General features: G+C 39.4%; 27 protein-coding genes. 4 read left to right on the top strand and 23 right to left on the bottom strand.

Annotation, left to right across the window (positions count from 1 at the left end; translation table 11 throughout):
• Positions 1-117: 117 nt before the first annotated feature.
• The 14 genes from AC1D0Y_RS07565 to AC1D0Y_RS07500 all read right to left on the bottom strand — a co-directional run bounded on the left by AC1D0Y_RS07565 (position 118) and on the right by AC1D0Y_RS07500 (position 13,335).
• On the bottom strand, positions 118-876 hold the full coding sequence (locus AC1D0Y_RS07565; RefSeq protein WP_477707421.1) for a carbon-nitrogen hydrolase family protein: 759 nt from the start codon (positions 874-876) through the stop codon (positions 118-120).
• Between the two features lie 68 nt (positions 877-944).
• Positions 945-2,207: a PTS ascorbate transporter subunit IIC gene (locus AC1D0Y_RS07560; protein WP_013055731.1), complete on the bottom strand. Its 1,263-nt coding sequence runs from the start codon at positions 2,205-2,207 to the stop codon at positions 945-947.
• 3 nt (positions 2,208-2,210) lie between these two features.
• On the bottom strand, positions 2,211-2,486 hold the full coding sequence (locus AC1D0Y_RS07555; protein ID WP_060746574.1) for a PTS sugar transporter subunit IIB: 276 nt from the start codon (positions 2,484-2,486) through the stop codon (positions 2,211-2,213).
• A gap of 15 nt (positions 2,487-2,501) precedes the next feature.
• Positions 2,502-4,529, bottom strand: coding sequence for a BglG family transcription antiterminator (locus AC1D0Y_RS07550; RefSeq protein ID WP_225049551.1), 2,028 nt, complete (start codon positions 4,527-4,529; stop codon positions 2,502-2,504).
• A 160-nt stretch (positions 4,530-4,689) separates the two neighbouring features.
• Positions 4,690-5,604, bottom strand: coding sequence for an N-acetylmuramic acid 6-phosphate etherase (murQ, locus tag AC1D0Y_RS07545; protein ID WP_060746576.1), 915 nt, complete (start codon positions 5,602-5,604; stop codon positions 4,690-4,692).
• 35 nt (positions 5,605-5,639) lie between these two features.
• Positions 5,640-6,533, bottom strand: a complete 894-nt coding sequence (locus tag AC1D0Y_RS07540) for a BadF/BadG/BcrA/BcrD ATPase family protein (protein WP_060746577.1) — start codon at positions 6,531-6,533, stop codon at positions 5,640-5,642.
• A 4-nt stretch (positions 6,534-6,537) separates the two neighbouring features.
• On the bottom strand, positions 6,538-7,626 hold the full coding sequence (locus tag AC1D0Y_RS07535) for a DUF871 domain-containing protein (protein WP_060746578.1): 1,089 nt from the start codon (positions 7,624-7,626) through the stop codon (positions 6,538-6,540).
• Entirely contained in the window at positions 7,623-7,958 is a 336-nt protein-coding gene (locus AC1D0Y_RS07530) for a PTS lactose/cellobiose transporter subunit IIA (RefSeq protein ID WP_013055725.1), read from the bottom strand. Before AC1D0Y_RS07530 ends, AC1D0Y_RS07535 begins: the two co-directional genes overlap by 4 nt.
• A gap of 17 nt (positions 7,959-7,975) precedes the next feature.
• Positions 7,976-9,121, bottom strand: coding sequence for an anhydro-N-acetylmuramic acid kinase AnmK (gene anmK / locus AC1D0Y_RS07525; RefSeq protein ID WP_060746579.1), 1,146 nt, complete (start codon positions 9,119-9,121; stop codon positions 7,976-7,978).
• 1 nt (position 9,122) lies between these two features.
• Positions 9,123-10,439: a 6-phospho-beta-glucosidase gene (locus tag AC1D0Y_RS07520; protein WP_060746580.1), complete on the bottom strand. Its 1,317-nt coding sequence runs from the start codon at positions 10,437-10,439 to the stop codon at positions 9,123-9,125.
• A 16-nt stretch (positions 10,440-10,455) separates the two neighbouring features.
• Positions 10,456-10,722, bottom strand: coding sequence for a hypothetical protein (locus AC1D0Y_RS07515; RefSeq protein WP_060746581.1), 267 nt, complete (start codon positions 10,720-10,722; stop codon positions 10,456-10,458).
• 54 nt (positions 10,723-10,776) lie between these two features.
• Positions 10,777-12,078 (bottom strand): PTS sugar transporter subunit IIC, encoded by a 1,302-nt coding sequence (locus AC1D0Y_RS07510; RefSeq protein ID WP_013082024.1) that lies wholly within the window; start codon positions 12,076-12,078, stop codon positions 10,777-10,779.
• Positions 12,079-12,160: 82 nt separating this feature from the next.
• Positions 12,161-12,466, bottom strand: coding sequence for a PTS sugar transporter subunit IIB (locus AC1D0Y_RS07505; RefSeq protein WP_060746582.1), 306 nt, complete (start codon positions 12,464-12,466; stop codon positions 12,161-12,163).
• A gap of 14 nt (positions 12,467-12,480) precedes the next feature.
• Positions 12,481-13,335 carry a MurR/RpiR family transcriptional regulator gene (locus AC1D0Y_RS07500; RefSeq protein ID WP_060746583.1) on the bottom strand — a complete coding sequence of 285 codons (855 nt, stop codon included), beginning with the start codon at positions 13,333-13,335 and terminating at the stop codon, positions 12,481-12,483.
• A gap of 215 nt (positions 13,336-13,550) precedes the next feature.
• Between AC1D0Y_RS07500 and AC1D0Y_RS07495 the strand changes: the two genes are divergently transcribed.
• From AC1D0Y_RS07495 to AC1D0Y_RS07485, 3 genes are all read left to right on the top strand, one after another.
• Positions 13,551-15,101 (top strand): glycoside hydrolase family 10-like protein, encoded by a 1,551-nt coding sequence (locus AC1D0Y_RS07495; RefSeq protein ID WP_060746584.1) that lies wholly within the window; start codon positions 13,551-13,553, stop codon positions 15,099-15,101.
• A gap of 88 nt (positions 15,102-15,189) precedes the next feature.
• Positions 15,190-15,684, top strand: a complete 495-nt coding sequence (locus AC1D0Y_RS07490) for an NUDIX hydrolase (RefSeq protein ID WP_253352243.1) — start codon at positions 15,190-15,192, stop codon at positions 15,682-15,684.
• A gap of 140 nt (positions 15,685-15,824) precedes the next feature.
• Complete coding sequence (locus AC1D0Y_RS07485; RefSeq protein ID WP_013082019.1) at positions 15,825-16,007, top strand: CsbD family protein; 183 nt, start codon at positions 15,825-15,827, stop codon at positions 16,005-16,007.
• 30 nt (positions 16,008-16,037) lie between these two features.
• On the opposite strand, the gene AC1D0Y_RS07480 is transcribed toward AC1D0Y_RS07485, so the two are convergent.
• The 3 genes from AC1D0Y_RS07480 to AC1D0Y_RS07470 all read right to left on the bottom strand — a co-directional run bounded on the left by AC1D0Y_RS07480 (position 16,038) and on the right by AC1D0Y_RS07470 (position 17,661).
• The gene (locus tag AC1D0Y_RS07480; protein WP_013082018.1) at positions 16,038-16,697 is read right to left on the bottom strand and encodes a haloacid dehalogenase type II; all 660 of its coding nucleotides are present in this window, start codon (positions 16,695-16,697) and stop codon (positions 16,038-16,040) included.
• Positions 16,698-16,827: 130 nt separating this feature from the next.
• Positions 16,828-17,301 carry a hypothetical protein gene (locus AC1D0Y_RS07475; protein ID WP_060746586.1) on the bottom strand — a complete coding sequence of 158 codons (474 nt, stop codon included), beginning with the start codon at positions 17,299-17,301 and terminating at the stop codon, positions 16,828-16,830.
• A 192-nt stretch (positions 17,302-17,493) separates the two neighbouring features.
• On the bottom strand, positions 17,494-17,661 hold the full coding sequence (locus AC1D0Y_RS07470; protein WP_013055713.1) for a hypothetical protein: 168 nt from the start codon (positions 17,659-17,661) through the stop codon (positions 17,494-17,496).
• A 148-nt stretch (positions 17,662-17,809) separates the two neighbouring features.
• On the opposite strand from AC1D0Y_RS07470, the gene AC1D0Y_RS07465 reads away from it, so the two are divergent.
• Positions 17,810-18,259: a staygreen family protein gene (locus tag AC1D0Y_RS07465; protein ID WP_028407691.1), complete on the top strand. Its 450-nt coding sequence runs from the start codon at positions 17,810-17,812 to the stop codon at positions 18,257-18,259.
• A gap of 26 nt (positions 18,260-18,285) precedes the next feature.
• Here AC1D0Y_RS07465 and AC1D0Y_RS07460 read toward each other — a convergent pair whose 3' ends face one another.
• The 6 genes from AC1D0Y_RS07460 to pgsB form a co-directional block, all read right to left on the bottom strand.
• Positions 18,286-19,848 (bottom strand): gamma-glutamyltransferase family protein, encoded by a 1,563-nt coding sequence (locus tag AC1D0Y_RS07460; protein WP_477707420.1) that lies wholly within the window; start codon positions 19,846-19,848, stop codon positions 18,286-18,288.
• Between the two features lie 124 nt (positions 19,849-19,972).
• Positions 19,973-20,176 (bottom strand): CapE family protein, encoded by a 204-nt coding sequence (locus AC1D0Y_RS07455; protein ID WP_013082014.1) that lies wholly within the window; start codon positions 20,174-20,176, stop codon positions 19,973-19,975.
• 20 nt (positions 20,177-20,196) lie between these two features.
• Positions 20,197-21,759, bottom strand: coding sequence for a gamma-glutamyltransferase family protein (locus tag AC1D0Y_RS07450; RefSeq protein ID WP_477707419.1), 1,563 nt, complete (start codon positions 21,757-21,759; stop codon positions 20,197-20,199).
• 29 nt (positions 21,760-21,788) lie between these two features.
• Positions 21,789-22,985 carry a CapA family protein gene (locus AC1D0Y_RS07445; RefSeq protein WP_028412240.1) on the bottom strand — a complete coding sequence of 399 codons (1,197 nt, stop codon included), beginning with the start codon at positions 22,983-22,985 and terminating at the stop codon, positions 21,789-21,791.
• Between the two features lie 40 nt (positions 22,986-23,025).
• Entirely contained in the window at positions 23,026-23,475 is a 450-nt protein-coding gene (gene pgsC / locus AC1D0Y_RS07440; protein ID WP_013055707.1) for a poly-gamma-glutamate biosynthesis protein PgsC, read from the bottom strand.
• Positions 23,476-23,491: 16 nt separating this feature from the next.
• A complete protein-coding gene (gene pgsB, locus AC1D0Y_RS07435) occupies positions 23,492-24,673 on the bottom strand; it encodes a poly-gamma-glutamate synthase PgsB (RefSeq protein ID WP_014461310.1) in 1,182 nt (393 codons plus the stop codon).
• Between the last annotated feature and the right edge of the window lie 482 nt (positions 24,674-25,155).

Raw genomic sequence — 25,155 nt, 5'->3', positions numbered from 1 at the left:
TTTAATACCCCTTTAACTTTTGATAATACCATATTGACGTTTATATCGTCATAAGGAGAAATAACCAAAGGGTTATAAGAGTGCACATGCTAATTTAACTAGAGAAAATAAACTTTTTTACAATAGTAAATTTGGTAACAGACGCTGAGCCAACAGCCGGTTAGCCTCACCGGTCTTTATCGTATACGTTAGTAGTTCCTGCTTTTCAGCTTTTGCTTTTATCAAACATTCACCCTTTGGAGAAAGAAGAGAAGTCGTGCTTTTTTGGTTCTCTAAGGCATAATTCACGCTTGCAAAGTAAATACCATTCTCCGTACTTCTTGCAATCATTGCATAATCATAAAACTTCGGATCTGGTACTTCACCAGTAAACTGTGGATGAAACACAATGCTTGCTCCTCTTACAGCAGCCCATCGGACAGTTTCAGGATAGCGCCATCCCTCATGGCAAATGACAATACCGAATTTCACGCCGTTTATTTCAAACAACTGGCGGCCATTTCCAGACTTATAACCAAATTGATCTTCTGCTGGATCAATTTGATTTTTAGTTTGATACCCTAATTCTTTTCCATTTTCATCAATTACAAAAGCAGTTAAATGCATACCAAGTTCGTCGCGCCACTCCAGTGGTAAAATTACGTTGAGCTTTAACTGTTTGGCAAGCAACTTAACTCTATAAAGCGTATTTTGTTGAATTTCGTGATTGTATGTCTCAACTTCAAAACCCACTCCTCTAAGTCCCGGCACAATTGATTCTGGAAAACATACAAGGTTACACCCTTCTTCTGCTGCTTGTTTCATATAATTTTCTACCGTTTCTACACCCTCTGAGGCTGATTTTGGAAATCTCACTTGCGCTAACCCAATTTTCATTCATTGCTCCTCCACTTCCAATATCATAAAAAAACTCATGCTACTAGCGTAACATGAGTTTTTTATCTTTACGTAAATAATTTAATTAGCATGCTAAGAAGAATACCTACCGCACTAAAGTCCGAATCTCCAAATGTTGTGCCTTTAAAACCTAACGACGCGAGAACAGGCAGTAAAATAGCCGGTAAAAAACTAATTAAGATTCCATTGGCAAATGACCCGACCACTGCTCCTCTTCTTCCCCCCGTCGCATTTCCAAATACTCCGGCAGCTGCTCCCGTAAAAAAGTGCGGAACGAGGCCTGGCACGATAATACTTAGACCAAATAGAGGCAAAAAGAACATTGAAATGAGACCTGCGATAAAGCTTGAAAAGAATCCAATGACCACTGCGTTAGGAGCAAACGGAAACACCGTTGGACAATCTAGAGCTGGAATGGCATTTGGTACCGCTTTGTCAGCAATTCCTTTAAATGCTGGTACAATTTCTGCTAAAAGCATACGAACACCCGCCAGCACGACATATACTCCTGCTGCAAAGGTGATTGCTTGAATTAGCGAGTACACAATAAAGTTTTGACCCCCGCTTAATTTTGTTTCGATAAATGCAGGACCTGCAAAAAGAGCAACAACAATAAATAAAACGGTCATGGTCAGTGAGACAGAAACGGATGTATCCCGAAGAAATCCTAAGGATTGAGGAACTTTAATTTCTTCTGTTGTTTTTTCACGATTTCCTACTCGCTTGCCGATAAACCCTGCTACTAAATAGCCTAAGGAACCAAAATGACCAACGGCAATATCGTTTGACCCTGTAATTTCACGTACATACGGCTGAAGCAGTGCAGGAAATAAAACCATTAAAATACCTAATAATAGTGCACCGATCAAAACCAAAGGTGCTCCCGTTAACCCGCCTGTAGACAAAATTGCTGCAATCAAACAAGCCATAAACATGGTGTGATGCCCAGTTAAAAAGATATACTTAAATTTCGTGATGCGCGCGATAATGATATTTACAATCATACCTAAAAGCATAATCATCGCTGTTTCTGTACCAAAAGTTTGTTGAGCTACAGCTACAATTGCTTCATTATTAGGGATGATGCCTTCAACGGAAAACGCTTTATTAAACATTTTTCCAAACGCTTCAAGTGAAGCAATTAATATGTTAGCTCCCGCTCCTAATATAAGAAAACCCATAATTGTTTTTAAGGTGCCCGATACAATATCTGCACTTTTTTTCTTTTGAAGCAACAAACCGATTAGTGCAAACAAACCTACTAGAATAGCGGGTGTTCCTAATATATCTTTCATAATTAAATCAAACATGGCTTACGCCTCCACGAAGTATTTTTGCAGTGCTCCTTTAATTTCCGCTTGATTTAAAATGTTTTGCAGTGCCACGATCGTGCGAGTGCCATCATCCAATTGATTTACAATATCTGCAGATCCTAAATAGATATCTGCCTGCTCCGTTTTACTAGTTGTTAAATCCGTATGAGATACCTGTGCTTCAACACCAAGCTCTACTAAAATTTTCTTTACATTCATTTCCACAATAAAACTGCTTCCTAAACCGTTTCCGCATACAACTAAAATCTTTTTCATTTTTTATCTCTCCTTTTAATTTGAGTACGCTTCAATTAATGCAAGCATTTCTTGTTTTGTATTCATAGCAATAAGCTTGTCAATATTATCGTTTTCAGATAGCATCATTGAAAGCTGTGACAGTGCTTTTAAGTGGGTTTCATTATCAGTAGCAGCAAGTACAATAATAAGCTGCGCTCCGTGCTGTTTTTCAGTAGAAAAATAGACCGGCTCCTTTAAACGAAGCATGCTCATACCCACACGATTTACACCTTGTTCCGGCCTTGCGTGAGGGAGCGCCACTTTTGGCGCAATAACAATATAAGGGCCTAACTGTTCTACACTTTTGATCATTGCTTCTACATAAGAAGGTTCAATATATTCATAGTTCAACAAAGGCTTGGCAGCCAGCCTAACAGCTGATTTCCAATCATCTGCTGAATCTGTAAGCTGCAAGAATGGCTCTTGCAATACTTCATGCAACATTGGCTTTTTATCCTCTCTTACCATTTTTTTAGATTGCTGTATCACTAGTTTTAAATTAGCTAACAGAGCTGGTTCATCCTGAATATTTGCATGCTGCTTAATAATACCCATGATGGCTTGAGTGGTTAGCTGAGAAGAAGCTGGTTCAACTAAGTCGATTAACCGCTGCTTTTCATCATCCGTTAAAATAGGATTCACAAGCATCACATTCATTCGCTTTTTTAATGGCGTAGTTGTAATAACTAAATCATAGGTTTCTTTAAACTGCTCATAATCTCTTACCGTCATTGGCCCTATCAATTCAGCATCTGTTAACAGTTGTTCAAGCTGATACTGAAGCATACGGGACGTTCCAATTCCATTGGCACAAACAATAACAATACGCTTTTGTTTTTGCCTTCCCTCTTGTTTTTTCATCCACCCTCCGAAATGAAGAGCAAAATAAGAAATTTCGTCTTCATTAATACGTATTTGAAGGCTGTTTTCCAAAGGAAGCAACGCTTTTTTTGTCAGTTCCACTATATCCTGATACTTTGTTTGAATAGCCGAAAGCATAGGGTTAGGGAGGTGAATATTATAGAGAAGCCTGTAATAAGCCGTCTTCAAATGAATATATAAATTTTGTTCAAGACGATTTCGATCTTCAAATACCACACAAGCATATGCTTGAAACCGTGATACCATTTCTTTTACAATGCTTCTCATCCAATCATCACTATCTGCTTGATTTACTACATTTACTTTTGCACTTAGTAAAACCGTGGCCAGATAATGTTTTTCGTGAGGTGGAAAATCAAACTCTAAAACGCTTTCAATTTCTTGGAGCGCTTTGTACTGCCTGGTTTTTTCTAATTCTTCTTTTCTAGTAATCGAGGCGTCTACATAGCGCTTGCCTCCAATACGCTGAATACAGCACGTGAGCATATAGGCTAATTGCGTCAGCATCTTGTCTGTAAACGCCATTCCCAGTTTATCTTCACACTCTACAAGCCAGTTATAAATCATTGAATATTCGTAATCTGCTTTCATGACCCTTTTCAACAACTCTTCCTGATGTTGACTTAATAATTCTGTGATGTGTATATAAAGCAAATTTCGAATGTCGCTTTCAGATCCTTTTACTTCGTATCCATCTTTATAGCTATATGTCAAAGATATGCCTTTCTTTATCCACTTGTTTTTTAAGTCTTTAATATCTTGTAAGACAGTGTTGCGACTAACTTCTGTTTCATCCATGAGCTGCTGAGTTCCGATTTTCCCGCCTCGAAGTATACACATCAAAGCAACGTATATTTGCCGGTCCTCAACTGATAAGTAAGCAGATGGCATAACATGAGAAATTTGTTTAGCAACTTGGTCCTTTGCTTGATCGTTTAGAAAAAAGCCTTTCCCATATGTGTACTGAACAAACTCTAATTCTTGCTGACACAGCCAATCGTTAATTTTCTCAATATCATAATAGATGGTACGCCTTGACACTTGAAACTGCTTCATTAACTCTTGTACTGATATAAATGTTGCGGCTTGAAGCAAAACTTGCAATACGGCCGTACTGCGTTTGTCTAACAAATGAATCACCTTCAGTCCAATTCGTGCACAAATTGAAATACTTACTATGCTTTATGCTTTTACTATACTACGGGTCTTACAAAATGATTAGACCGAATTCACCCACATACATTGTGCAAAAAATGTACTCAATAAAAAAAAGAAGTGCTGTATGCACTTCTTTTAAGGGTTAATCTTTAGTCGGCTGTTTCATTGCTTCTCCAATGGCTTTTTTTAAATGTCCATCATGTTTATCAAGCAGCCGATGCACCTCATCACCTTCTGTAGAAGTAAGAAGCGCAAGAATGGCGGCTTTTGGCGTTTTGTAGGTTTGTAAACTTTCCGCTGCCTCTTCTGATGAGACGCCTGTTAGTTCCGCAATAATATTCTTAGCACGCTGTACGAGTTTATCGTTAGTCGGCTGTACGTCTACCATTAGATTGCTGTAGACTTTACCAATTTGAATCATAGAAGCGGTCGTCAGCATATTAAGAACAAGCTTTTGGGCAGTTCCGGCTTTCATTCTTGTTGAACCTGTTACAACTTCCGGCCCTGATTCTGCTACTATTGCATATTTTGCTTCTTGTTCCATAGGTGATTGAGGAGAATTGACAACGCAGCCCGTTACTGTCCCCAGGCTGTTTGCATACGCAAGCGCTGAGAGTGTATACGGAGTTCTTCCGCTTGCAGCTATACCTACAAGAATATCTTTATTTGATAAATTAATCGCTTTCAAATCTTCTATCGCTTGTTTCTTATTATCTTCTGCTCCTTCTAACGCATGCCGGAGCGCTTTGTCTCCCCCGGCTATGATCCCAATTACTTGTTCGGCAGGTGTACCGAATGTTGGTACACATTCAGATGCATCCAACACACCTAGCCGTCCGCTTGTACCTGCTCCGATATAAATAAGACGTCCGCCTTGTTTAAAAGCACTGACAATTTCATCTACTAACAAAGCAATAACGGGCAGCACCTTATTGATTGCCTGAGGCACTTGATGATCTTCTTCATTAATTTTTTTTACAATTTCCAGACTTGATAATTCATCAATGTTTAAGGTTTGCGGATTGCGTTTTTCTGTTAAGATATGATTTAAGTTCACTGTGATCCCCTGCCTTTTCCACCATCATTTTTTCTCTATTTATACTCGTTCATGAACAGCTGATAAGCTCCTTTAGCAGATGATACTCGCTGTGTTGCCCACTGGATATGCTTGATTTCTTTTTCACATGCTTTTTTATAAACATCAAACACTTCTGGAACTTCCGTTAAAATGCTGCCTTTGCATGACAGCAAGCAGCTCCCTTCAAACCGCTGTTTCTTATATAAATGAAGAGTCATGTTTGCAAGGTTCTTTCCAGCCTGTTGAAGAATGTCACTTGCTTCTTGTTTATGATTTCTCGCTTGATTTACAACAAGCGGAGTGAGTGAAGCAACCTCTGATTTAGGAGATGAATAGACAAACTTTTTTATATCGTGTATGGTATTTGCTTTTACATGTTGCAAGATTGTCTGACTAAGGCTGCTGTAAGGAAGGCTTTGATCATGCTCTTTCGTCAGCAATATCAGTGCTTGAAGACCAATCCAATATCCGCTTCCTTCATCTCCAAGAAGGTGTCCCCACCCTCCTCCGTATTCGTACACTCCGTCTTTTTTTCCAATGCTGACGGCTCCAGTTCCTGCAATGGTTAAAATCCCGTCTTTTCCATGCAGTAGTGCTTCATGTGCAATCATGGCGTCATCATATAAACCTACTTCTACCTGATAACGATCATAAAAATATCTTTTTATTTCTTCTTTAGATAATGCTTTACTTCCAGCAAGCCCTAGTGAAATGCCTTTACATGTATGACCAGCAAGCGCAGTTTTGCACGCCGTAATACATTCATCAATATGAGTAATAGCCGTGTTGTAATTAATGAGCAAATTTCCATAGCCGCTTTTTGAAGCAGCGAGCTCTTGACCGTCTAAGCTATATGCAACGCCTTCTGTTTTTGTTCCCCCGCCGTCGATACCAATAATATAGTCCATTTTATCACTGCTCACAAAAAGCAAATTTGTCCCATGGCTGCAGTTCATTTAGTAAAAAAATTTCCTCTTCTGCAATGCGTCCTACTACGTTTGTTTTACCTGAGTTCTCCATGTCTAACAGCGCAATTTGCAGCTCTCCTTTGTACTGTCCATAGAGCTCATTTTCTATTAAAATATCGCCTCTTCGAATGGAAGGAGTATGCGTAGGCTTGAATTCTTCTTTTTTATATTTTACTCGGCTTTGCGTAGAGCGAATTAAATAATCAGATACGTCTCCGCGGTAAAAATGAAACTCTTCCAGCACAATTTTTTTCTCAAGCTCGGTAATCGTATCATACAGGGTCACGTTAAAAGTAAAGCGCTCTTGCTGAACAACATCACGCAGCGCCTTCATCTCTTCTTCTGATGCATACGCATTCGCAATAATGGCACAATCAATTAATCCCGTTTTAAAAAGATGCTTAGCCTGTACGTCGATCGGAAGCGTGCGATGCATTTCAAGCGTACAAAGTCCTTCAGTAACAGGCCACGGTCCAAAAGTAGCGCTTGGTGAATTAATAAAGGCTGCTGTTTCAAGGTTATGTTCTTTAAACAATGCTGAACACTTCAAAAAGTGATCATACGACAATCCCGCATATCGATGAGGATAGAAGTTGTGCGACCCGAGCAGCTGCTTTCGATTCGGTCGGTAACTTAAAATATTATCCACATACTTCGTCGCATTACTCATATTAATTTCAATTTTTAAGCCGTATGGATTAAAAGTCATAATGGACTCTTCATTTCCCGTATACCCTAAATCAAGACGAATAGCATAAGCCCCTAATTCGTGAAAAAAAGATAAGTCATCATAAGAAATGCCAAGCGCTCCAAATACGCGAGGAGCGATGTCCACTACTACTTCCATCTCTAGCTCATTGGCAAACTCAATGGTTTCTTTAAAATTTGCCATTACTTTTTTCTGATCGCCTTCAACAGAAAGCAAGCATGTAAAAATACGGGTAAATCCGTATTGATGCGCAAGTGCTATATACGCTTTATCTTTTTCGGCAGTCGAATGTTCAGGATAAATCGCAATACCTAGCTTTTTCATTGATTTTCGCCTTCTTTTTTAAATTTTTTAATAAGCTTAATCATATGTTCAATTAATTTTTGCTCTGAAATAGCCGTCATTAAATGATCTTGTGCGTGAATTAAAAGCAGGGACTTTTCAATTGTTTTTCCGTTCAATTCACGTTGAATAAGCGCAGTTTGCGTTTTATGAGCATGACTGAGCTCTTCTTGAGACTGTTTTAAAAGTTCGTCAGCTTTATTAAAATCATAGTCTTCAGCTGCTTCTAACGCTTCATATGCAAGTGATCTGGCATTTCCTCCATATGCAATAAGTTCAAAAATTTCATTTTCCATATTTGCTGCTTCTGTCATTTCTTCCATCCCCTTTTTTATAGTGGTGCAGGCGTAATGTTTCCTAAAATTACAGGAGACAAGGCGCCGGTTGCACTTGGTACATTGCTTGGATAACCTGAAAGTGTTTCATTTGCGAGCACCGCAAAAGCTACGGCTTCTTTTGCTTCTGAAGACATTCCAATTTCTTCTTGTGTATACACGCTGCAGCGCTTCCCGAGCTGCGTTTTAATCATATTCATCAGCGTATTATTATAACTTCCGCCTCCTCCAATAATCACTTCGTCAATAGAATAGGCAGGAAAAATAAATGTTTCATAGTGATGTACAATGGATGATGCTGTGAACATAGTAATCGTAGCTAGCAGATCTTCTTTTTTATGTTTGCTATATTTCTCTAGCAGTCTCCTTGTGTACTGTGTACCGAACAGCTCTCTTCCCGTCGATTTAGGAGGAGAAAGCTTCATGTAATCATGATTCATACAGTCTTCTAAAAGCTCTGAAATAATCTTTCCTTCAGCTGCTAAACGCCCATTTTCATCAAATGAAACATGAAAAAGCTGCTGACACGCTTCATCGATCATCATGTTTCCCGGCCCCGTATCAAAAGCTACTACGGGTATAGGAGATTTTTTTGGCGGAATCAACGTTACATTTCCAATACCTCCAATGTTTTGAAGCAGCCTTGTACGGTCATCGTGGCTGTACAAAATCCGTTCCGTGTGAGGAACTAACGGAGCACCTTGCCCGCCCGCTGCCATGTCCATCACTCTGAAGTTTGCTACTACCTTCGTTTTGGTTTCATAGGCAATAACAGCCGGCTCTCCAATTTGGAGTGTAGACATCGCTGTACTTCCCGAAGCATAAGGCTGATGGTAAATGGTTTGCCCATGCGATCCAATAACATCTATTTGTTCAAGAGAAAAGCCGGCTTCTTGGCACACTTTTTTCACTGCATCTGCAAATGCATAGCCAAGTTTAAAATTTAAGCTGCAGATCAGCTGTACATTTGAATATTCAAAAGAAAGCGCCTGCTCAATTTCCTTTTTTAACTGAGGTGAAAACGGCACGGTAATGAAATGAAGAAGCTTAACTTTACTTTCATAGCCGCTTCCTTCAATTTGAACGAGAGCTGCATCAACTCCGTCGAGTGACGTTCCTGACATAAGTCCAACAGCATACATACTACGCGTTCACTTCCTTAAAAAAAGCAGGTAAATACTTGCGATGAGCTTGAAGCAATTCATCTAAGACCGACTTAGCCAGCTCGTCACTTGGAACAAGCGGATTAATGGTCATGGCAACAAGTGCTTTTTCATAAGATCCTGTAACCGCAGCTTCTGCCCCTACTCGTTCAAACGATTTAATTTGCTGCACAAGTCCATTCACTTCTACCGGAAGTTCACCGACAGCGAGCGGTACTGGCCCTTGCTTTGTTACTACACAGTTTACTTCAACCGCAGATTCGTTTGGGAGTGAGGAAATAGCTCCCTTGTTTTCTACATTTAATGTTTGAATATCGCCTTTATCGTTATAAATGGATGAAATTAAATTGCATGCGGCATCGCTGTAATAAGCGCCTCCTCGTTTTTCCAGCTGCGGAGGCTTCATTTCTAGATTTGGATTTTTATAGAGTTCAAAAAGCTCGGCTTCTAATACTTTGACCACTTCAGCACGCGTAGTACCTGATTGAAAGGCCAGAAGCTCTTCTGCTAATATTTCTTTTGTTTTGTAGTAGTAGCGGTGATAAGGACATAAAATCACGCCAAGAGCTTCAAAAAAGTCCGGTTGCCACGGAATAGGAGCTATGTTTCTCATTGTTACTTGAGACTTTGGATCACTTAATCGCTGAATGACTTCTTTTGTTACTTCCTTTCCTTTTGCATACACATGCAGTCCATATACCAAGTGATTTAACCCTGCAAATTCAATGTGAACATCTTTTTTTTCTATTTGAAGCAGGCTCGCGATTGAATTTGTCATATGTACAGGCAGGTTACAAACTCCTACTACTTTAGAATGCTTTCCGTAGCGAAGCAGCGCTTCCGTTACCATACCAGCAGGATTTGTAAAATTAATCAGCCAGGCGTTTGGACAAATTTCGTTTATTTCCTCGGCAATTTTCAACAAAACCGGGATTGTTCGCAAGCCCTTAAATAATCCTCCCGCCCCGTTTGTCTCTTGACCAATCATTCCGTATTTAAGAGGGATGCGTTCATCTTGAATACGCGCATCAAGCTGACCTACTCTAAGCTGTGTCGTTACAAAATCAGCATTTATCAACGCTTTTTGTCGATCAAGCGTTAAATGAATTTTCATATCAACACCTGCTTTTTTGACCATTCTTCTCGCAAGTGCTCCTACAATTTCAAGTTTCTCTTTTCCTTCTTCAACATCTACAAGCCATAGCTCTCGAATTGGAAGCTCATCATATCGTTTAATAAACCCTTCGACCAATTCCGGTGTGTAGCTTGATCCTCCCCCTATTGTCACTACTTTCATTTTTTGCCCCTCCTTGTTAAAAAACGGCTAAATATGTAACGGCTGTGCACCCTATTCCAAGCAAAACAAAGCGTATACAAACGGCGGTTTTAGATAAAACTGCGGTTGAAAGCCGAATGGAAATAAATGTTGTAAGCAGCGCTGCTGATAGGCTTGTAATGGCAAATAAACTATGCTGCGCTGATAAACCGGCATACTGCAGCAGAGGTGTAAAAATAACGTTGCAAAGAACCATGGTTAGCAGAAATAAAAACACCGTTTTATATCGAAACCGAACAAACATTGACCCTCACTCCTACTAAAGAGATAGAAGCCAAACAAGTTGGCTTCTCTTTCTTTACATTTGAACTGAACTATCAGATGGTGCAACCGTTGCTTCATCGCTTTTTTCCATTTCGACCATCTTTCGGTCGTACATTTTAAAGAACGGAAGATAAATGACGACAGAAATAGCAATATTAATAACGACTAGCACAACCGCCCGCCAGTCTCCTCCCGTAGATAGGTAAGCTCCGATCGGCGCCGGGAGCGTCCATGGAACCATTACGTAGGTTGGCGTAATAAGACCTGTCGCCGTTGCTGCGTATGAAATGATCGTTGTAATAATCGGGATAATGATAAATGGAATAATTAAAATAGGATTTAAGACAATTGGCAAACCGAAAATAATTGGTTCGTTAATATTAAAAACCGCTGGAATAAAAGATGTCCTAGAAAGCGCTTTCGAATATTTAGATTTTGAGAAAAACAGCATCGCTAAGGCAAGACCTAGCGTCGCTCCAGATCCTCCGATCCAAACAAACCACTGAAAGAACGTTTCAGGTGCAATATAAGGAAGTGTGGAAGCTCCGTCTGCTACCGCTTCAGCATTTTTGGCTAAATATACTTCCCATACAGGCCGTGCCACTGTCCCAACAACAGAGACGCCGTGAATTCCAAATGACCAGAAAAACGTAATTAAGAAAACCGGGATTAACACTCCTGCTAAACTATCTCCAGCTTCCACAAGCGGAGCAACTAGTTTATCAACTAAATGGTGAAGATCGATACCTAAAACAATGGTAATAATCGTCATAAGTACAACCACAATCGCAACCGGAATTAGTGCTTCAAAAGACCTTGATACCGAAGGCGGCACTTGTTCCGGCATTTTTATGGTGACATTTTTTGCTTTACAAAACCTGAGAATCTCGACTGATAAAATCGATACAATCATCGTTACAAATAAACCGTGACCTCCAAGGTTTGTCATTGGAAGCATAAACCCTTCTTCTTCAATCAGCTTTGGAGTCACCGTAAGTAACAGTGCAGCTACTGCAATTTGCGCTCCTGACAGCGGATCGAGATTATAGCTTTTAGACAAGTTGTATCCTATCCCAAAGGCTATATATAAAGACATAATAAACATCGTTACTCGATATGGTATTAAAATGTTGGCGCTGTTATCAGCTGCCCATTTCGCAATTGTGCTATCTTGCGGCACAGGCGGAAACGCTAGAATCAAGAAAAAACTTCCGATAATAATAAACGGCAAAGCGGAAATAACACCATCGCGAATGGCTTGAAGATGCCGCTGTTCTGATAACCTGGCCATAGGTCCCGATAAATTGTTCTCTAAAAACGACACAAATTTGCTCATATACCCTTTCCCCCTCTATATTCTCCCCTTGTGTAAACGAAACCCCTTATCTATTTAAAAAGCAGGAATACACCTGCTTTTCTTAGCTAACGAGCTGTTGAACCGTTTTAAAAAGCGTTGGACCTCCAAGCGGCGTATAAGCCTGCGGCGGAATGGGCCCGCACGGAACAGAAGCTTTATCCGCTTCCGCTTTCACTGCGTTAAACCGATGACGAATCTGCGGTGCAACCATTACAACGTCCCAGCCCTTTTGAATTTCCTCTGCCACTTCATTTGTTCCAATTGCCAGCACTTCCATCTCCGTTCCGTGCTTTTGCGCTTCCGTTTTTAATGCTTTTACCACAATCGCACTTGACATTCCTCCAGAACATACAAACAATACCTTCATTTTCTCGTTTCCCCCTACCTCTTTATTTTTTGAATTACATTATGTGTATCGATTATGCGTTCAAACACTTGATTGCCTTTTTGAATACATAACCGTATAAACATCGCATCTACAATGGCTAACTGAGCAATACGAGCGCTCATCGTTCCAATTCGAATATGCTGTTCTTCTACCGAAATAGTCAGCAGAATATCAGCTAATCTAGAAGCTGGCGATGATCCGTGCTGCGTTAGCAAAATGACGGCTGCTCCTTTGTCTTTGGCTATTTGCATCAGCTCTACCACTTCTTTTGTTTGACCCGAAGTGGATACCACAAACAGCACATCAGCTTTTGTCATATTCGTAGCCATCACCATTTGAACATGACTATCTAATGAAAACAGAGCCGAAATATCGATTCGAAGCAGTTTATACTGAGCATCTAGCGCAACTACAGATGATCCTCCTGCTCCGTATAAAAACACTCGTTTCGCTCCATGAATAGCTTCCGCAGCTGCATCAATTGCCGAAGTGCTCACTAGCCGGCTTGTATTCATCAGTGCGCTCATACTTTTGCTTATGACTTTTTCAAGCACAGCATCCGTTTCGTCTTCAAAATTAACTGGAAGATTCGGCAGCTGTTCGGTATTCACCTTATGAGCATCTTTGGCTAATTCAATCTTTAATTCTTTAAAACTATTAATGCCTACACGCTGACAAAAGCGAATAATCGTAGCTTCGCTGCACTGACACTGCTTAGCTAGCTGTTTGGTCGTTAAGTTCAACGTGGTGGTAGGATTTTCTAACACGTAATCAGCTACTCTTCCTTCAGCGGGACTGTAATGATTCATTTGTGCATCGATTAAAGTAAGTACGGAAAATTGGCGCATGAATTCCTCCATCGTTAAGTAACGTATTTCTAAAATATTCTTTAAATTACCATTATTATATTTTTTCTGAAGTTTAATTTCAATATTTTTCTGATATTTTTAAAACTTTATTTTATTTTTCAGAATATTTCATCAAAATCTATTGTGAATATAACGACCGCATGCTATATTATGAAAGAAATTTTATCTCAACCAAAAAAGAAGGAGGAACGAACATGCATATTAAAAAATGGGTTGGAGGCATCTTGTTTTTGCTGCTGTTTTGTTCGAGCACATTGCCTGCTAAAGCCGACGTACCTACTACGTATCAAAAGCGGGAGCTCCGAGCTGCTTGGATTGCAAGCGTATACAACATTGATTGGCCTTCTCAGCCTGGTCTTCCGATTGAACAGCAGAAAAAAGAGTTTACCTATTTGCTAGACGAAGTAAAAAAGATGGGGATGAATGCTGTTGTCGTTCAAATTAAACCGACCGCCGATTCCTTTTATCCGTCAAAATATGGCCCATGGTCAGAATATTTAACCGGTACACAAGGAAAAGATCCCGGCTATGATCCTCTAGCCTTTATGGTAGACGAAGCACACAAGCGCAACTTAGAATTCCACGCATGGTTTAACCCTTACCGCATTACAATGAATCATACTGATTTAAACAAACTAGCCGATAATCATCCTGCCAAACAACATCCTGATTGGGTCGTCTCCTACGGAAAACAACTCTACTACAACCCAGGTATTCCAGAAGTAAAAAACTTTATTATTGAAGAAGTGCTCGAAGTCGTAAGAAACTATGATATTGATGCTGTTCATATGGACGACTATTTTTATCCTTACAAAATTGCAGGTCAAACGTTCCCAGATCAAAAAACATATGAAGCCTACGGTGCTCAAACGTTTTCCAATATTGAAGACTGGCGGCGTGACAATGTTAATCAGCTTGTTCGAGATTTAAATAAATCTATTAAAAAAACAAAATCGTACGTGAAATTTGGCATCAGTCCGTTCGGCGTATGGCGAAACATTGCTAATGATCCAACTGGCTCTGAGACGACTGCTGGACAAACAAACTACGATGATTTGTATGCCGATACGCGTACGTGGATTCAAAATGGATACATTGATTACATCACTCCGCAAATTTATTGGAATATCGGATTTGAACCCGCTGCTTACGATACGCTGCTCAACTGGTGGAGAGATGAAGTGCGCGGAAAGCCAGTCCACCTTTATATTGGACAAGCTGCTTACAAAATTAATAACAACGCGGTGGAAGCTTGGTCTGATCCCGATGAGTATCCAAGGCAAATTGCTCTAAATCACCAGTTTCCAGAAGTACAGGGAAGCATGCATTTTAGCCTGAAAGATTTAAACCGAAACCCGCTAGGAATAAAAGACAAGCTGCAAAACGATATTTATAAACACCCTGCGCTTATTCCAGCAATGCCTTGGCTTGATAATACGGCCCCAAAAGCACCAAAATTAAAAAACGCGGGTCCTCATACAAAAGAAGCAGCATTTGAAATTCGAGATCACCAGCAGAATGACTCCGCTTATTATGCCATTTATCGCTTTCAAGGCAATAAAAAAGGCGACATTAACAGCGCAGAAAATCTGCTGACAACGGTTCGAAAAACGGGAGAAACACAATTGTTTGTAGATCAAAATGCACTTGAAAATCAAACATACACATATGTTGTAACCTCTGTTGACCGTTTGCATAACGAAAGTGCTGTTTCCCGCACGCTTACTGTAAAAGCATCTCATTAAAAAAGGTTCTATAGCAAAATGTATGGTAGGATAAAGAAATCAAATGATGCCTTATCAAGCCATTCTGTTATAGAAAGTAGTGAAAAAAATGGAACCAAACTATGATCGCGCCTTTGGCGTATATGGAATTTGTATGCGAGATAACAAGCTGCTTGTTATTCGAAAAAACAGAGGTCCGTATATTCATCGTTTTGATTTGCCAGGTGGACAGCTAGAGCACGGTGAAACATTAACGGCAGCGATGAAAAGAGAATTTGTGGAAGAAACAGGCTTCGAGATTAACATTATTTCTCAAGCGGGTACAACAGATTTTCAGTATCCTTGTAAGTGGAAAGAATTTACCCACGTGCATCACATCGCTGTATTCTATTACGTAGACATTGCCGGCGGTGAGCTTCTTTCCCACCCCGTACAGTTTGAAGGACAGGATTCTTTGGAAGCATTATGGATTGCACCGCAGGATCTCAACATCGATAATGCTTCGCCTCTTGTTCTAAAAGCAGTGGAATCTTTAAGCTTATTATCATGGCCTTATGAATCTCAGATTTATGATGATTGGGAGCTTAAAACCTCCGAACAATAATAATAGTGCCTATAAATTACTCCTGAATATCGTACGCTTAGCTTCTGTTTAAGTTGAAATCAGAAAATATGTTTAATTTCTTTCTAATGGTGGAACAGACAAGTAACACTACTTAATTACTAATAGAAAGGAAGATTAAAATGAGTAAAGGTTTAGGAGATAAAGTTAAAGGAAATGTATCAAAAGCTAAAGGTGAAGTAAAAGATCAAGTAGGAAATGCAACGAATAACCGCGACCTTCAGCGTGAAGGAAAAGCTGAGAAAACAAAAGGCAATGCTCAAAAAGCAGTAGGCGAAACAAAAGATACATTTAGCAATAAATAAAAAAGGACGAGCTTAATGCTCGTTCTTTTTTTATTTAATAAGCTGATTTAAGCTTTTAATGATTACGTTTGGCTGCAATTCTTTATGTTCAGCTACATTTCCTTTTCGGTTGACCCAAGCCGTTGCGAACCCGTAGTTTTTAGCACCGGCAATATCCCATGTATTCGATGACAAAAATAATACTTCTTCTCTTTTTGCGTTCATTTTATTTTTTGCATAATGATAGCTTGCCATCGTAGGCTTGTACTGTTTGATTTCGTCTACGGAAATAACGTCTTCAAATAAATGATTCATATTGTGATAAGAAACAAGCGGATCAATCATGTGCTTAGGGCCATTCGTAAAAATAGCCAGACGATACCCTTTTTCTTTTAAATAGGCGAGCACCTCTTTGACTTCATCGTAGACATTCAGCTTCATGTAGGCACTCATCAGCATTTTTTCTTCGTGTTCCGTTAAATCAATATCATTTGCTTCTGCTGCATATTTCAGGGATTGATTTGTTAATGTATAAAAGTCAACGTACCGTCCCATCAGCTGGTATTGCATGGCATATTCAATTTGCTTCAAACGCCATAAATGGCTAATGCTTTCTCCCCGCTCCGGATACAGCTTATCACACGTTTCAATAACGGTATGTACATCAAACAGTGTTCCATATGCATCAAATAAAATCGTTTTAAATTTCATCTGTGTTCGCCTCCTTCTTTCATTTTACCCACTCGCAAAAAAACATAACGTTTTTTCTGTTAAAAAAGAGGCATATTAACAGCTGAGGTATGCTCACTTCTTATGAAAATAAAAAAAACAGCAGGTTCTCCTACTGTTTATAATCCCACACGACTTTCCATTTTCCTTTTTCACGAACAGCATACACTTTCTGCACTAAATCAAAGTTTCCATATTTCCCTTTATACGTTTGGACAACGGTCATTTCGTAAACAACAGGAAACGCTTTACGATCATTTTCCATCTTCCAGTTCTTTCTTTTTTCAACATCTTCAATGGAATAAGTAAAAGTGTCTACGCCGAAATGATTGAGAAATACGTGTGCTCGATCTTGTATGTATGCACCTTTTGTCCACTTCTTCTTCATGGATGAATGAAAAAGATCCCATGATTCCGAAAAGTTCCCTTCCTGTTCTAGCGTATAAAATTCTTTTACGGCAGATTTGGCTTGATGACTCGGAGAAAAGAATGTAAATTGAAACATCCAAACTCCCAGCGCAATAACAGAAAGAAACACAGCTACTCCTAAACTTTGCTTCAAAAGCAGTGTTTTTTTTCGATACAAGTAAAAAGCCCCTTTATCAAAAATGCAGTATACAACAGCTTATTCGATATCCAAGCTTTTTAGTCTTGCCGGACTAAACTTATCCGGCATATCTTTAAAAAAGGGATTGAGACATAAACATAAAAGATCCGAACGATTTATCGTTCGGATCTTTCTTCAACTAAACTACGTTTGTCCCAGCCTCTTTCGTCGCTATACAATGTGAAAAGCCATTTGCATGGCTGCTAAAAAGCCGACGAATACAAGGCCCGTCACGAGACCCTCTTTCCAATCTGGCCGGTCCCCTCGAACAAATTTAGCAATATCATACGATAGCATCGCTGCTAAAAAAATGGATAAGACAATATACAGCGGCTCCATCTTTTATCACCCACTATTTCTTTTCTTCAGTGTAACAACTTTTTCATAAGTATGCATGTAAGAAAAACAGTTTAAAATTCTTGACGAATGTGTGAAATTTCTCTTTTTTATGCATAAACTACTTAAAAGCGTGAAAGGAAGATGCCCTTTGTCTGCTTTTAATCCTCAGCAATTTAGCGTCACATACCGGCAAGGAAGCACGCCCACCTTTCCTTTTATTGGGCGACGCTATACGCTCACACATTCTGAACAAACAGACGATTTATTTCTTTGGATCGACGAAAAGTTTGCTGTTGATCAATTAAATGAGCAGCGAAATGAGCTTTTTGCCGAATGGCTCCACAAAGACGGTGTTGATACGCTGTATGTATACGTATTTATTGGCAATGAACAAACGGAAAAGTCCGTTCAAGCCATACGGTACGCTATTTTCAAACAGGAAATGCCTTACTTGCTAAAAGCATTGCGCTACGGTGATGCCACGTTTTTCAACGCTCACCCTGCTTTAGATCGTTCCCCCATTTACGTACATTTTCATTCCAGCGACAAAGATTTTCATTCCATTCGATATTTTCAAACGCCTTCTCACTATGCCTAAGCATATGAGAAGGGATCTTTACTTCGTTAATCTCCTGTTTTCCAAACTCCATTTCTTCTAGGGTCTCCGGCTCCTTCCATTTGTTTATCTTGAAAATTAATGGTTAACGCTTGAATACCTCCATAAAAAACGTCGCTTTCCTTTGTTTCTATTCGAAACGCAGAAGGAATATTTTTTGTATTTAAATCGGGCTCTACATAAATAGTCGAATCGTCAAAAATAAAGCGCGGTTCGTTTACAGCTTTTTGAAGCGATTCATTTCCTGCAAGGTTTTTAGAAAGTACCTGAGTTAAAATTTGAGGAATCCGCGTTCCGCCCGGAGAACCTATTCCCATCGCCCACTCGCCTTTTTCTCTTATAATAGTTGGAGCCGTAAAAGTTCTTGCTCTTTTTCCCGGCTCGCGATTATTCGGTTCTTTGCTTCCAAACGTATCAGCGTTGTTATTAAGAAAAAAGCCGTCAACTTGTTCGCCTGTACCAAAGAAGTTACTCAACGTATTAGTTGTAGATACAACGGTTCCTTCTGAATCAATAACGACAAAATGTGTTGTACTTTCGTGTTCTTCATCGCCTTCACCTGAGAAACGTGTCGGGTGATTGACCAAGTTTGTTATATAATCATCACTGACTAATTCACTTGAGTTTTGATTATGAAAGTCTGGATCGCCAATTTGTTTTAACCGGTCGGAGTAAGCTGCTTTTTTAATTCTGTTCATCGTTTCGTAATATTCTTTGTCAGGCATTGTTTCAAGATTTTCTTTCTCTGCCATTTTTAACATTTGAATCAGTGTAATTCCGGAAAAAGGCGGAGGCGCTGAAATCACTTCTGTTCCATTGTAAGTAGACACGACAGGCTTAGTTTCTGTTACTTGATAGGAAGAAAGGTCTTTTTTAGAAATAGGCGTTGCATCAGCAAGATCTTGTGCCACATCTCCTTTATAAAATGCAGATGCACCTTCTCGCTGAATCTTAATTAACGTTTTAGCCAACACTGGCTGCGACAGTGTTTCTCCTTCTTCGATTGCTTCTCCCTTCGGATAAAAAGCGGATAGATCGTCTACATTCATCCTTCCTCTAGAGTAATACAATCGAGACGATAAAAGAGAGTCTACTTCAAACCCTTTTTCAGCGTATTCAACAGCCGGCTGAATCAAATCACTCATTGATTTTGTACCATACTTCTGCTGAATATATTCCATACCAGCGACAAATCCCGGCACGCCGTTTTTACCGTTCATAGAAGTTGGAGCGGTTTCCCGGTAATCGATAAAAGTAGCAGGCTGATCTTTTTTGGCAATCAGCATACCTCCACCTCCGCCAATTCCAGATCCAAAAGGTTCGACTACGTTAAGGGCATACGAAATAGCAATAGCCGCATCTACTGCATTCCCGCCTTCTTTTAATACGTCCATCCCTACATTTGCTGCCAGAGAATTCGATGAACTCACACCATAAGAATGATCATTATTTTTTTTAAGCAGCTTTTTAGGACTCAGGTCTGTACTTGATTGAGTCATAAAGAAAGCGGCTATAACGCAAATCAATAATAAAAAAGCAATAATATTAAACAACAGTAATTTTTTATTCACATCTTACCCTCCATTTTTACTCATCTGTATATTTTGTGAAGCGCTTTCATTTTTATCCATACATTACATTGCACACAAAAAAGACATCGTCTAGGACGATGCCTTTTTTGTTACTACATAAGATTTATTTTCCAGCAGCTGCCGCAGCATCATTTACTGCATCTGTAGCAGCAGATTTTGTTTGTTCAATCATTTTTACGTTATTTTCGATTTTTTGCTGTTCATCTGTTGAAAGAGTAGCCGGATGTTTTAAAGCTCCAAGTCCTGCTACTACTCCTGCTACAATAGCAATTGGTCCTACAATCCCTACGATTCGTTTTGCGATCATTTTCTATTCCTCCAATTAAGTTAGTCTGTACTTTTTTCCCATAAACCGTGGCGGCGCGGATCAGCGTCACCTTGAATCTTATTTTTCTTTAAGTCTTTCACAAGTGCTTGAACGCCTCCGTAAAACATCGCGTTATCATTGTTTTTTAAGTCATAGCCGTACGTTTTTAAACCATCTTTCGTTGACTGTTTAAGCTTAGCTTCTGAATAAAACTTATGAGAATCAAAAATGACACGCTTGTTTTCTACTGCGTTTTTAATGGAATCTTTGTCTTCAAAATAATCCCCAATTACTTGCGTTAACACTTGAGGAATGCGATTTCCTCCCGGTGTGCCAATGGACATTACCCATTCATCACCTTCACGAATAATGGTAGGAGCTGTAAATGTTCTTGGACGCTTACCGGGTTGACGCTTATTAATTCCTTCCCCAAACGTATTGAGCGTATTATTTAAAAAGAATCCATCTACATATTCACCGCTGCCAAAGAAATTACTCAGCGTATTCGTTGTTGATACAACGGTTCCTTCACCGTCCATGACAACAAAATGAGTGGTACTTTCATGTTCTTCGACGTCGCTTACTTTGGTATGATCTGTTTCAGTATTATTTAATTTATTACGAAGTAAATGCACGTAATGATCGTCGATCCAATCATTTGGCGTTTCTTTTATAAAAGCCGGATCAGCAATTTTTTTCAAGCGGTCTTGATAAGCTACTTTTGAAATTTGACCAAGAAAATGATAATAAAGACTAGGATGCGATTCCTTCAGCTTCCAAATATCTTCTTGATCCGTCATTTTTAACATTTGAATAAGCGTAGCACCAGCAAAAGGCGGAGGTGCTGAAATAATTTGATGACCTTTATAATTCGTCGATAGAGGTTTGCGTTCAACAGGCGCATACTTTCGCAAGTCTTTGTGACTTACTTTCGTTTCTTCTGTAATATCGTCTGCAATTTTCCCTCTATAAAAAGCATTTGGCCCTTCTTCCTTAATCTTTTGCAGCGTGTTCGCTAATTCATGCTGTTTGACAATTTCACCTGTGTTAATGGCGTCTTTATCTGGGTAAAAGCTAGGAATTTCATCTTCATTCACATTACCTTTGTATGAAACCAGCCTATCGTGCAAATCTTTGTCCGCTTTATACCCATTCTCAGCATAGTTAAGGGCCGGGTCGATTAGTTTGCTCATCGACATAGATCCGTAGTGGTGCTGAATATAATCCATACCAGCAACGAACCCTGGTACGCCAATCTCATCTTCTTTATCATTCTTAGGTGCAATTTCTCGGTAGTCAATAAATGTTGGAGAGGCATCTGCTGGATCAATCAGCATTCCGCCGCCTCCCCCAAGTCCTGATCCGTACGGTTCCACAACACCAAGCGTGTAGGAAATGGCAATAGCTGCATCAACTGCTGTACCGCCTTGTTTAAGAATTTCCATACCTACTTTTGTGGCGCGAGGATCTGAAGTACTTACTGCATATTCTTGTTTTGGAAACATAAATTGATAAACACATACACCTACTATGAGTGAAAAGATGACAATGGAAACAATAATCGTATTACGTTTATTTATCATCTTTTACCTCCTCTGTGTATGACGGGCTATTAGTTAGCTTGTGCTTCTTTCTTTTTGCGCTCCTCTGCATGTTTTATAATGCGAGAATGATCTAAGTTTAATTCAAACTTGTTTCGTTCTTTTTCTAACAGTTCAGGGTTTGAAGAAAACTTGTTTAAATCGTTATAAATACGCTTCATGCGCCAAGGGTTATCTGTTGGAGTTGGTGTACCTGCTTTAATAACCATTGGAATAACATCAATTTTAGCTTGGCCCTGCTTGTTTAAATGATACTGAACCATCGCTGTATTTTTCGTACTTGACCACCCTTGGTCAAAGATAAAGTTTCCTAGGCTATAGAAAATAACCGAACCTTTATATACGTCATATGACTGTAGAACGTGCGGATGGTGACCGATGATAATGTCCGCACCAGCGTCTACCATCGCTTTTGCTAGTCCTTCTTGACGAGGACTTGGCTGTGCATCGTATTCTTCACCCCAGTGGGCATTTACTACAACTAAATCAGCATTTGCTTTCGCTTGCTGGATCGTGCTGAAAATAAGATCCGGATCTGCTTTTAAAATACCTGGGTTGTTTTTTCCAGCGGACATTCCGTCTGAATGTACATCCGTAAACCCTACGGTTGCAATGCGGATGCCGTCAGCATCTTTATATGAAATATGCTTTGCTTCTTCAGAGTTACGGCCAGCACCAACAAAATCTAATTTGTTTGCTTCAAAAGTAGAGATCGTATCTTCTAACCCTTTTGCACTGTAGTCCATTGAATGGTTGTTCGCTAAGTTTAATACGTCGAAACCCGCATTTTTAACGGTCGCTAGATCAGCAGGCTTACTATATAAATGAATACCTTTTTCCATTGCTTTATATGAATCTACGTCGTTTGTTAAAATCGGCGTTTCGTAGTTCCCGCTTACGTAATCCGAATTTTTAAAGAACGGCTCCACGTTGCGGAATACAAAATCTTCTCCGTAGCGTTCAGTTACTTCTCTTACATGGCGACCCATCATAATGTCTCCGACCATAGTCATCGTTAAATCATTATTGGCCTCTGGATTAGCCGTCTCAGGGTTTTCAAGAGCGTCCGAACGCTCCATCCATCCTGAAAGAGCTAAAATTACGATTAAAATTGGCGTTAAGATAAGAGCTTGCTTGCCCGTTGTAGGCTTTGTTTTCTTTATAAACATCAATACTTTTTCTTGAAAGTTTAATTTTTTCTCTTTCAACGCTTTCACCTTCCTTTACCAGCTGCGGTTTGTTTGTGTATTAAAATAAATAATAAACTTGCATAATTCCAAATGTTACACCACTTAATAAAACCGTTGTTCCAACTGTTAAAGGAAGACCTTGCTTTTGCATTGTATTTGCAATTAAGCCCGGTACAATGATACCAATTCCGCGTAATTCAAACACTTCAAACGGCAAGATCGGGAAGAAATAATCAAATGCAACTTTAATCACAATACCCGTAATTAACATCGCTGTAAATTTGCGACGTCCATATAAAATAACTACTTTTGAGATTCCGTACACGACGATAACATACGTTAAAATACTAATTAAGAAAATCATTAAAATGGTAATTGGCTGATCAAATACAAGAGCTAAATACCCCGGTACGATAAGACCGGCTGGCAATACGCCCGTTTTTTCTGTAAAAATTAAGCTTAGTGTAACCCCTAACACAAGGGCAATATATAAATCTGATCCGAACATGAAATGGCCTCCTAGATTAAACTGCTTTTCTCATCTTTTTCATTTCAATAATAGCTTCAACAAGCGGCTCGGCTGAACCGTGGATATTTCCGACACCGTATACGATACGATCTTTTAAATAAGGCTTCATGCGCTCTAAAATTTCTTCTGTAGAAGCGCCTTCCATATCCCAGAATTCTTTTGTTGGCAATTCGCCTCTTTGGTGTGCAGCAGCGATTGGTGAGGTCGTCTGACCAATTGCAATCATTACATCCGCTTCAATGTATGGCATTACATCTTCAGCAAATTGCTCGGTGCGATCTACACGGTCCGGACGGCAGTTCATAATGACAATAGGAAGCTTTTCACTATAGTTCATTGAATCTACACGTTCCCAAATACGAAGCGTGGAAGAAGCGTCGTTGGCAGCAAATCCATTCACTAAAAATGCTGGATTTTTTTCATCGCCAAATGTTGTAATTCTCATAGCTCCTGGGTCAGGCTGGGCATTTAACATTCCTCTCATCGCTGTTTCAGCATCGATGCCAAGTGCTTCTGCTACTGCTAAACCGATGGAAGCATTATCAGGGAAAACCATATAATCAAATTCACGTAAATACGCTTCAGATACTTTATCATTGTCAGCTACAATAACCTTTGTGTTGCGCTCTGCGGCTATTTTTTTATAGTATTCCAAATATGGACCTTCAATTGTAACAAGGTGGCCATCATAAGGAATAGTAGCAGTGAACGCTTGAGCAACTTCATCTAGAGTTGGACCCATTACATCCATGTGATCTTCTAGTACGTTTACAATAACGCCTACCTTGGCTTGAATCAGCTGATTTTGGAATGTGATTTGATAATCAGGCTGTACCGCCATACATTCACAAATAAGAGCTTCCGCGCCAATATCGGCAACTTCATTTACCACTCGTCGCTGTTCTCCAATGTTCGGACCTTCTTTACGACGAATAATTGGTTCTTCTTCACTTGTATGCCAGTAGATCATACGCGCTTGTGTTCCTGTCGTTTTCCCTACTGTTTTGTAACCTGCTTCTTTTACAATACCTGTAATCAATCGTGTAACGGTGGATTTTCCGCGAATACCATTAACATTCACTCGTACAGGAATTGAATGCAGCTTGCGTAAATGTCTGCGATACTCCCAAACGCCATACCCTACTAAAAATAGGCAGCATAGGATAATTAAGATCATGTTTCATTCTTCTCCTTCCAAACTTCTCCTGTTGGATACGTTATGAATGCTTTTGATTCATAATGATAGATATACGATTTCATAGTTTCACTCCCTTTATATATGTATGGGAGCTAATCAATTAACAGCGCTAGCATGCTGCTAAAACACCTGCTTTGAAAAATGGACTCGAGTACCAATTTCAACAGCTCTAAAACTATCATCTGCGCTCATTAGTGGTCAATAGCTCAAATGTTATATATTCTTACAATTCCGATTGTCTATTTACAGAATTAAAAACTCATCGTTTTATTTAAAATTTACAGAATAGGTCTAAAGTTTATTTACCTAGAAAAATCCCATCCATACCTTTTTTTACCATAACAACAGGAATATTTTATACATCACTCTTACAATTAACACACGGAAATATTACGTAATTAAAAATTTCTTAACTTTAGAAAACGTTTTGTAATATAAAGGTGGAATAAAAAATAGTTTAT

This window comes from Priestia sp. P1_B12_1 (genome assembly GCF_056406695.1).
This window is presented reverse-complemented; position numbering and strand designations above follow the sequence as displayed.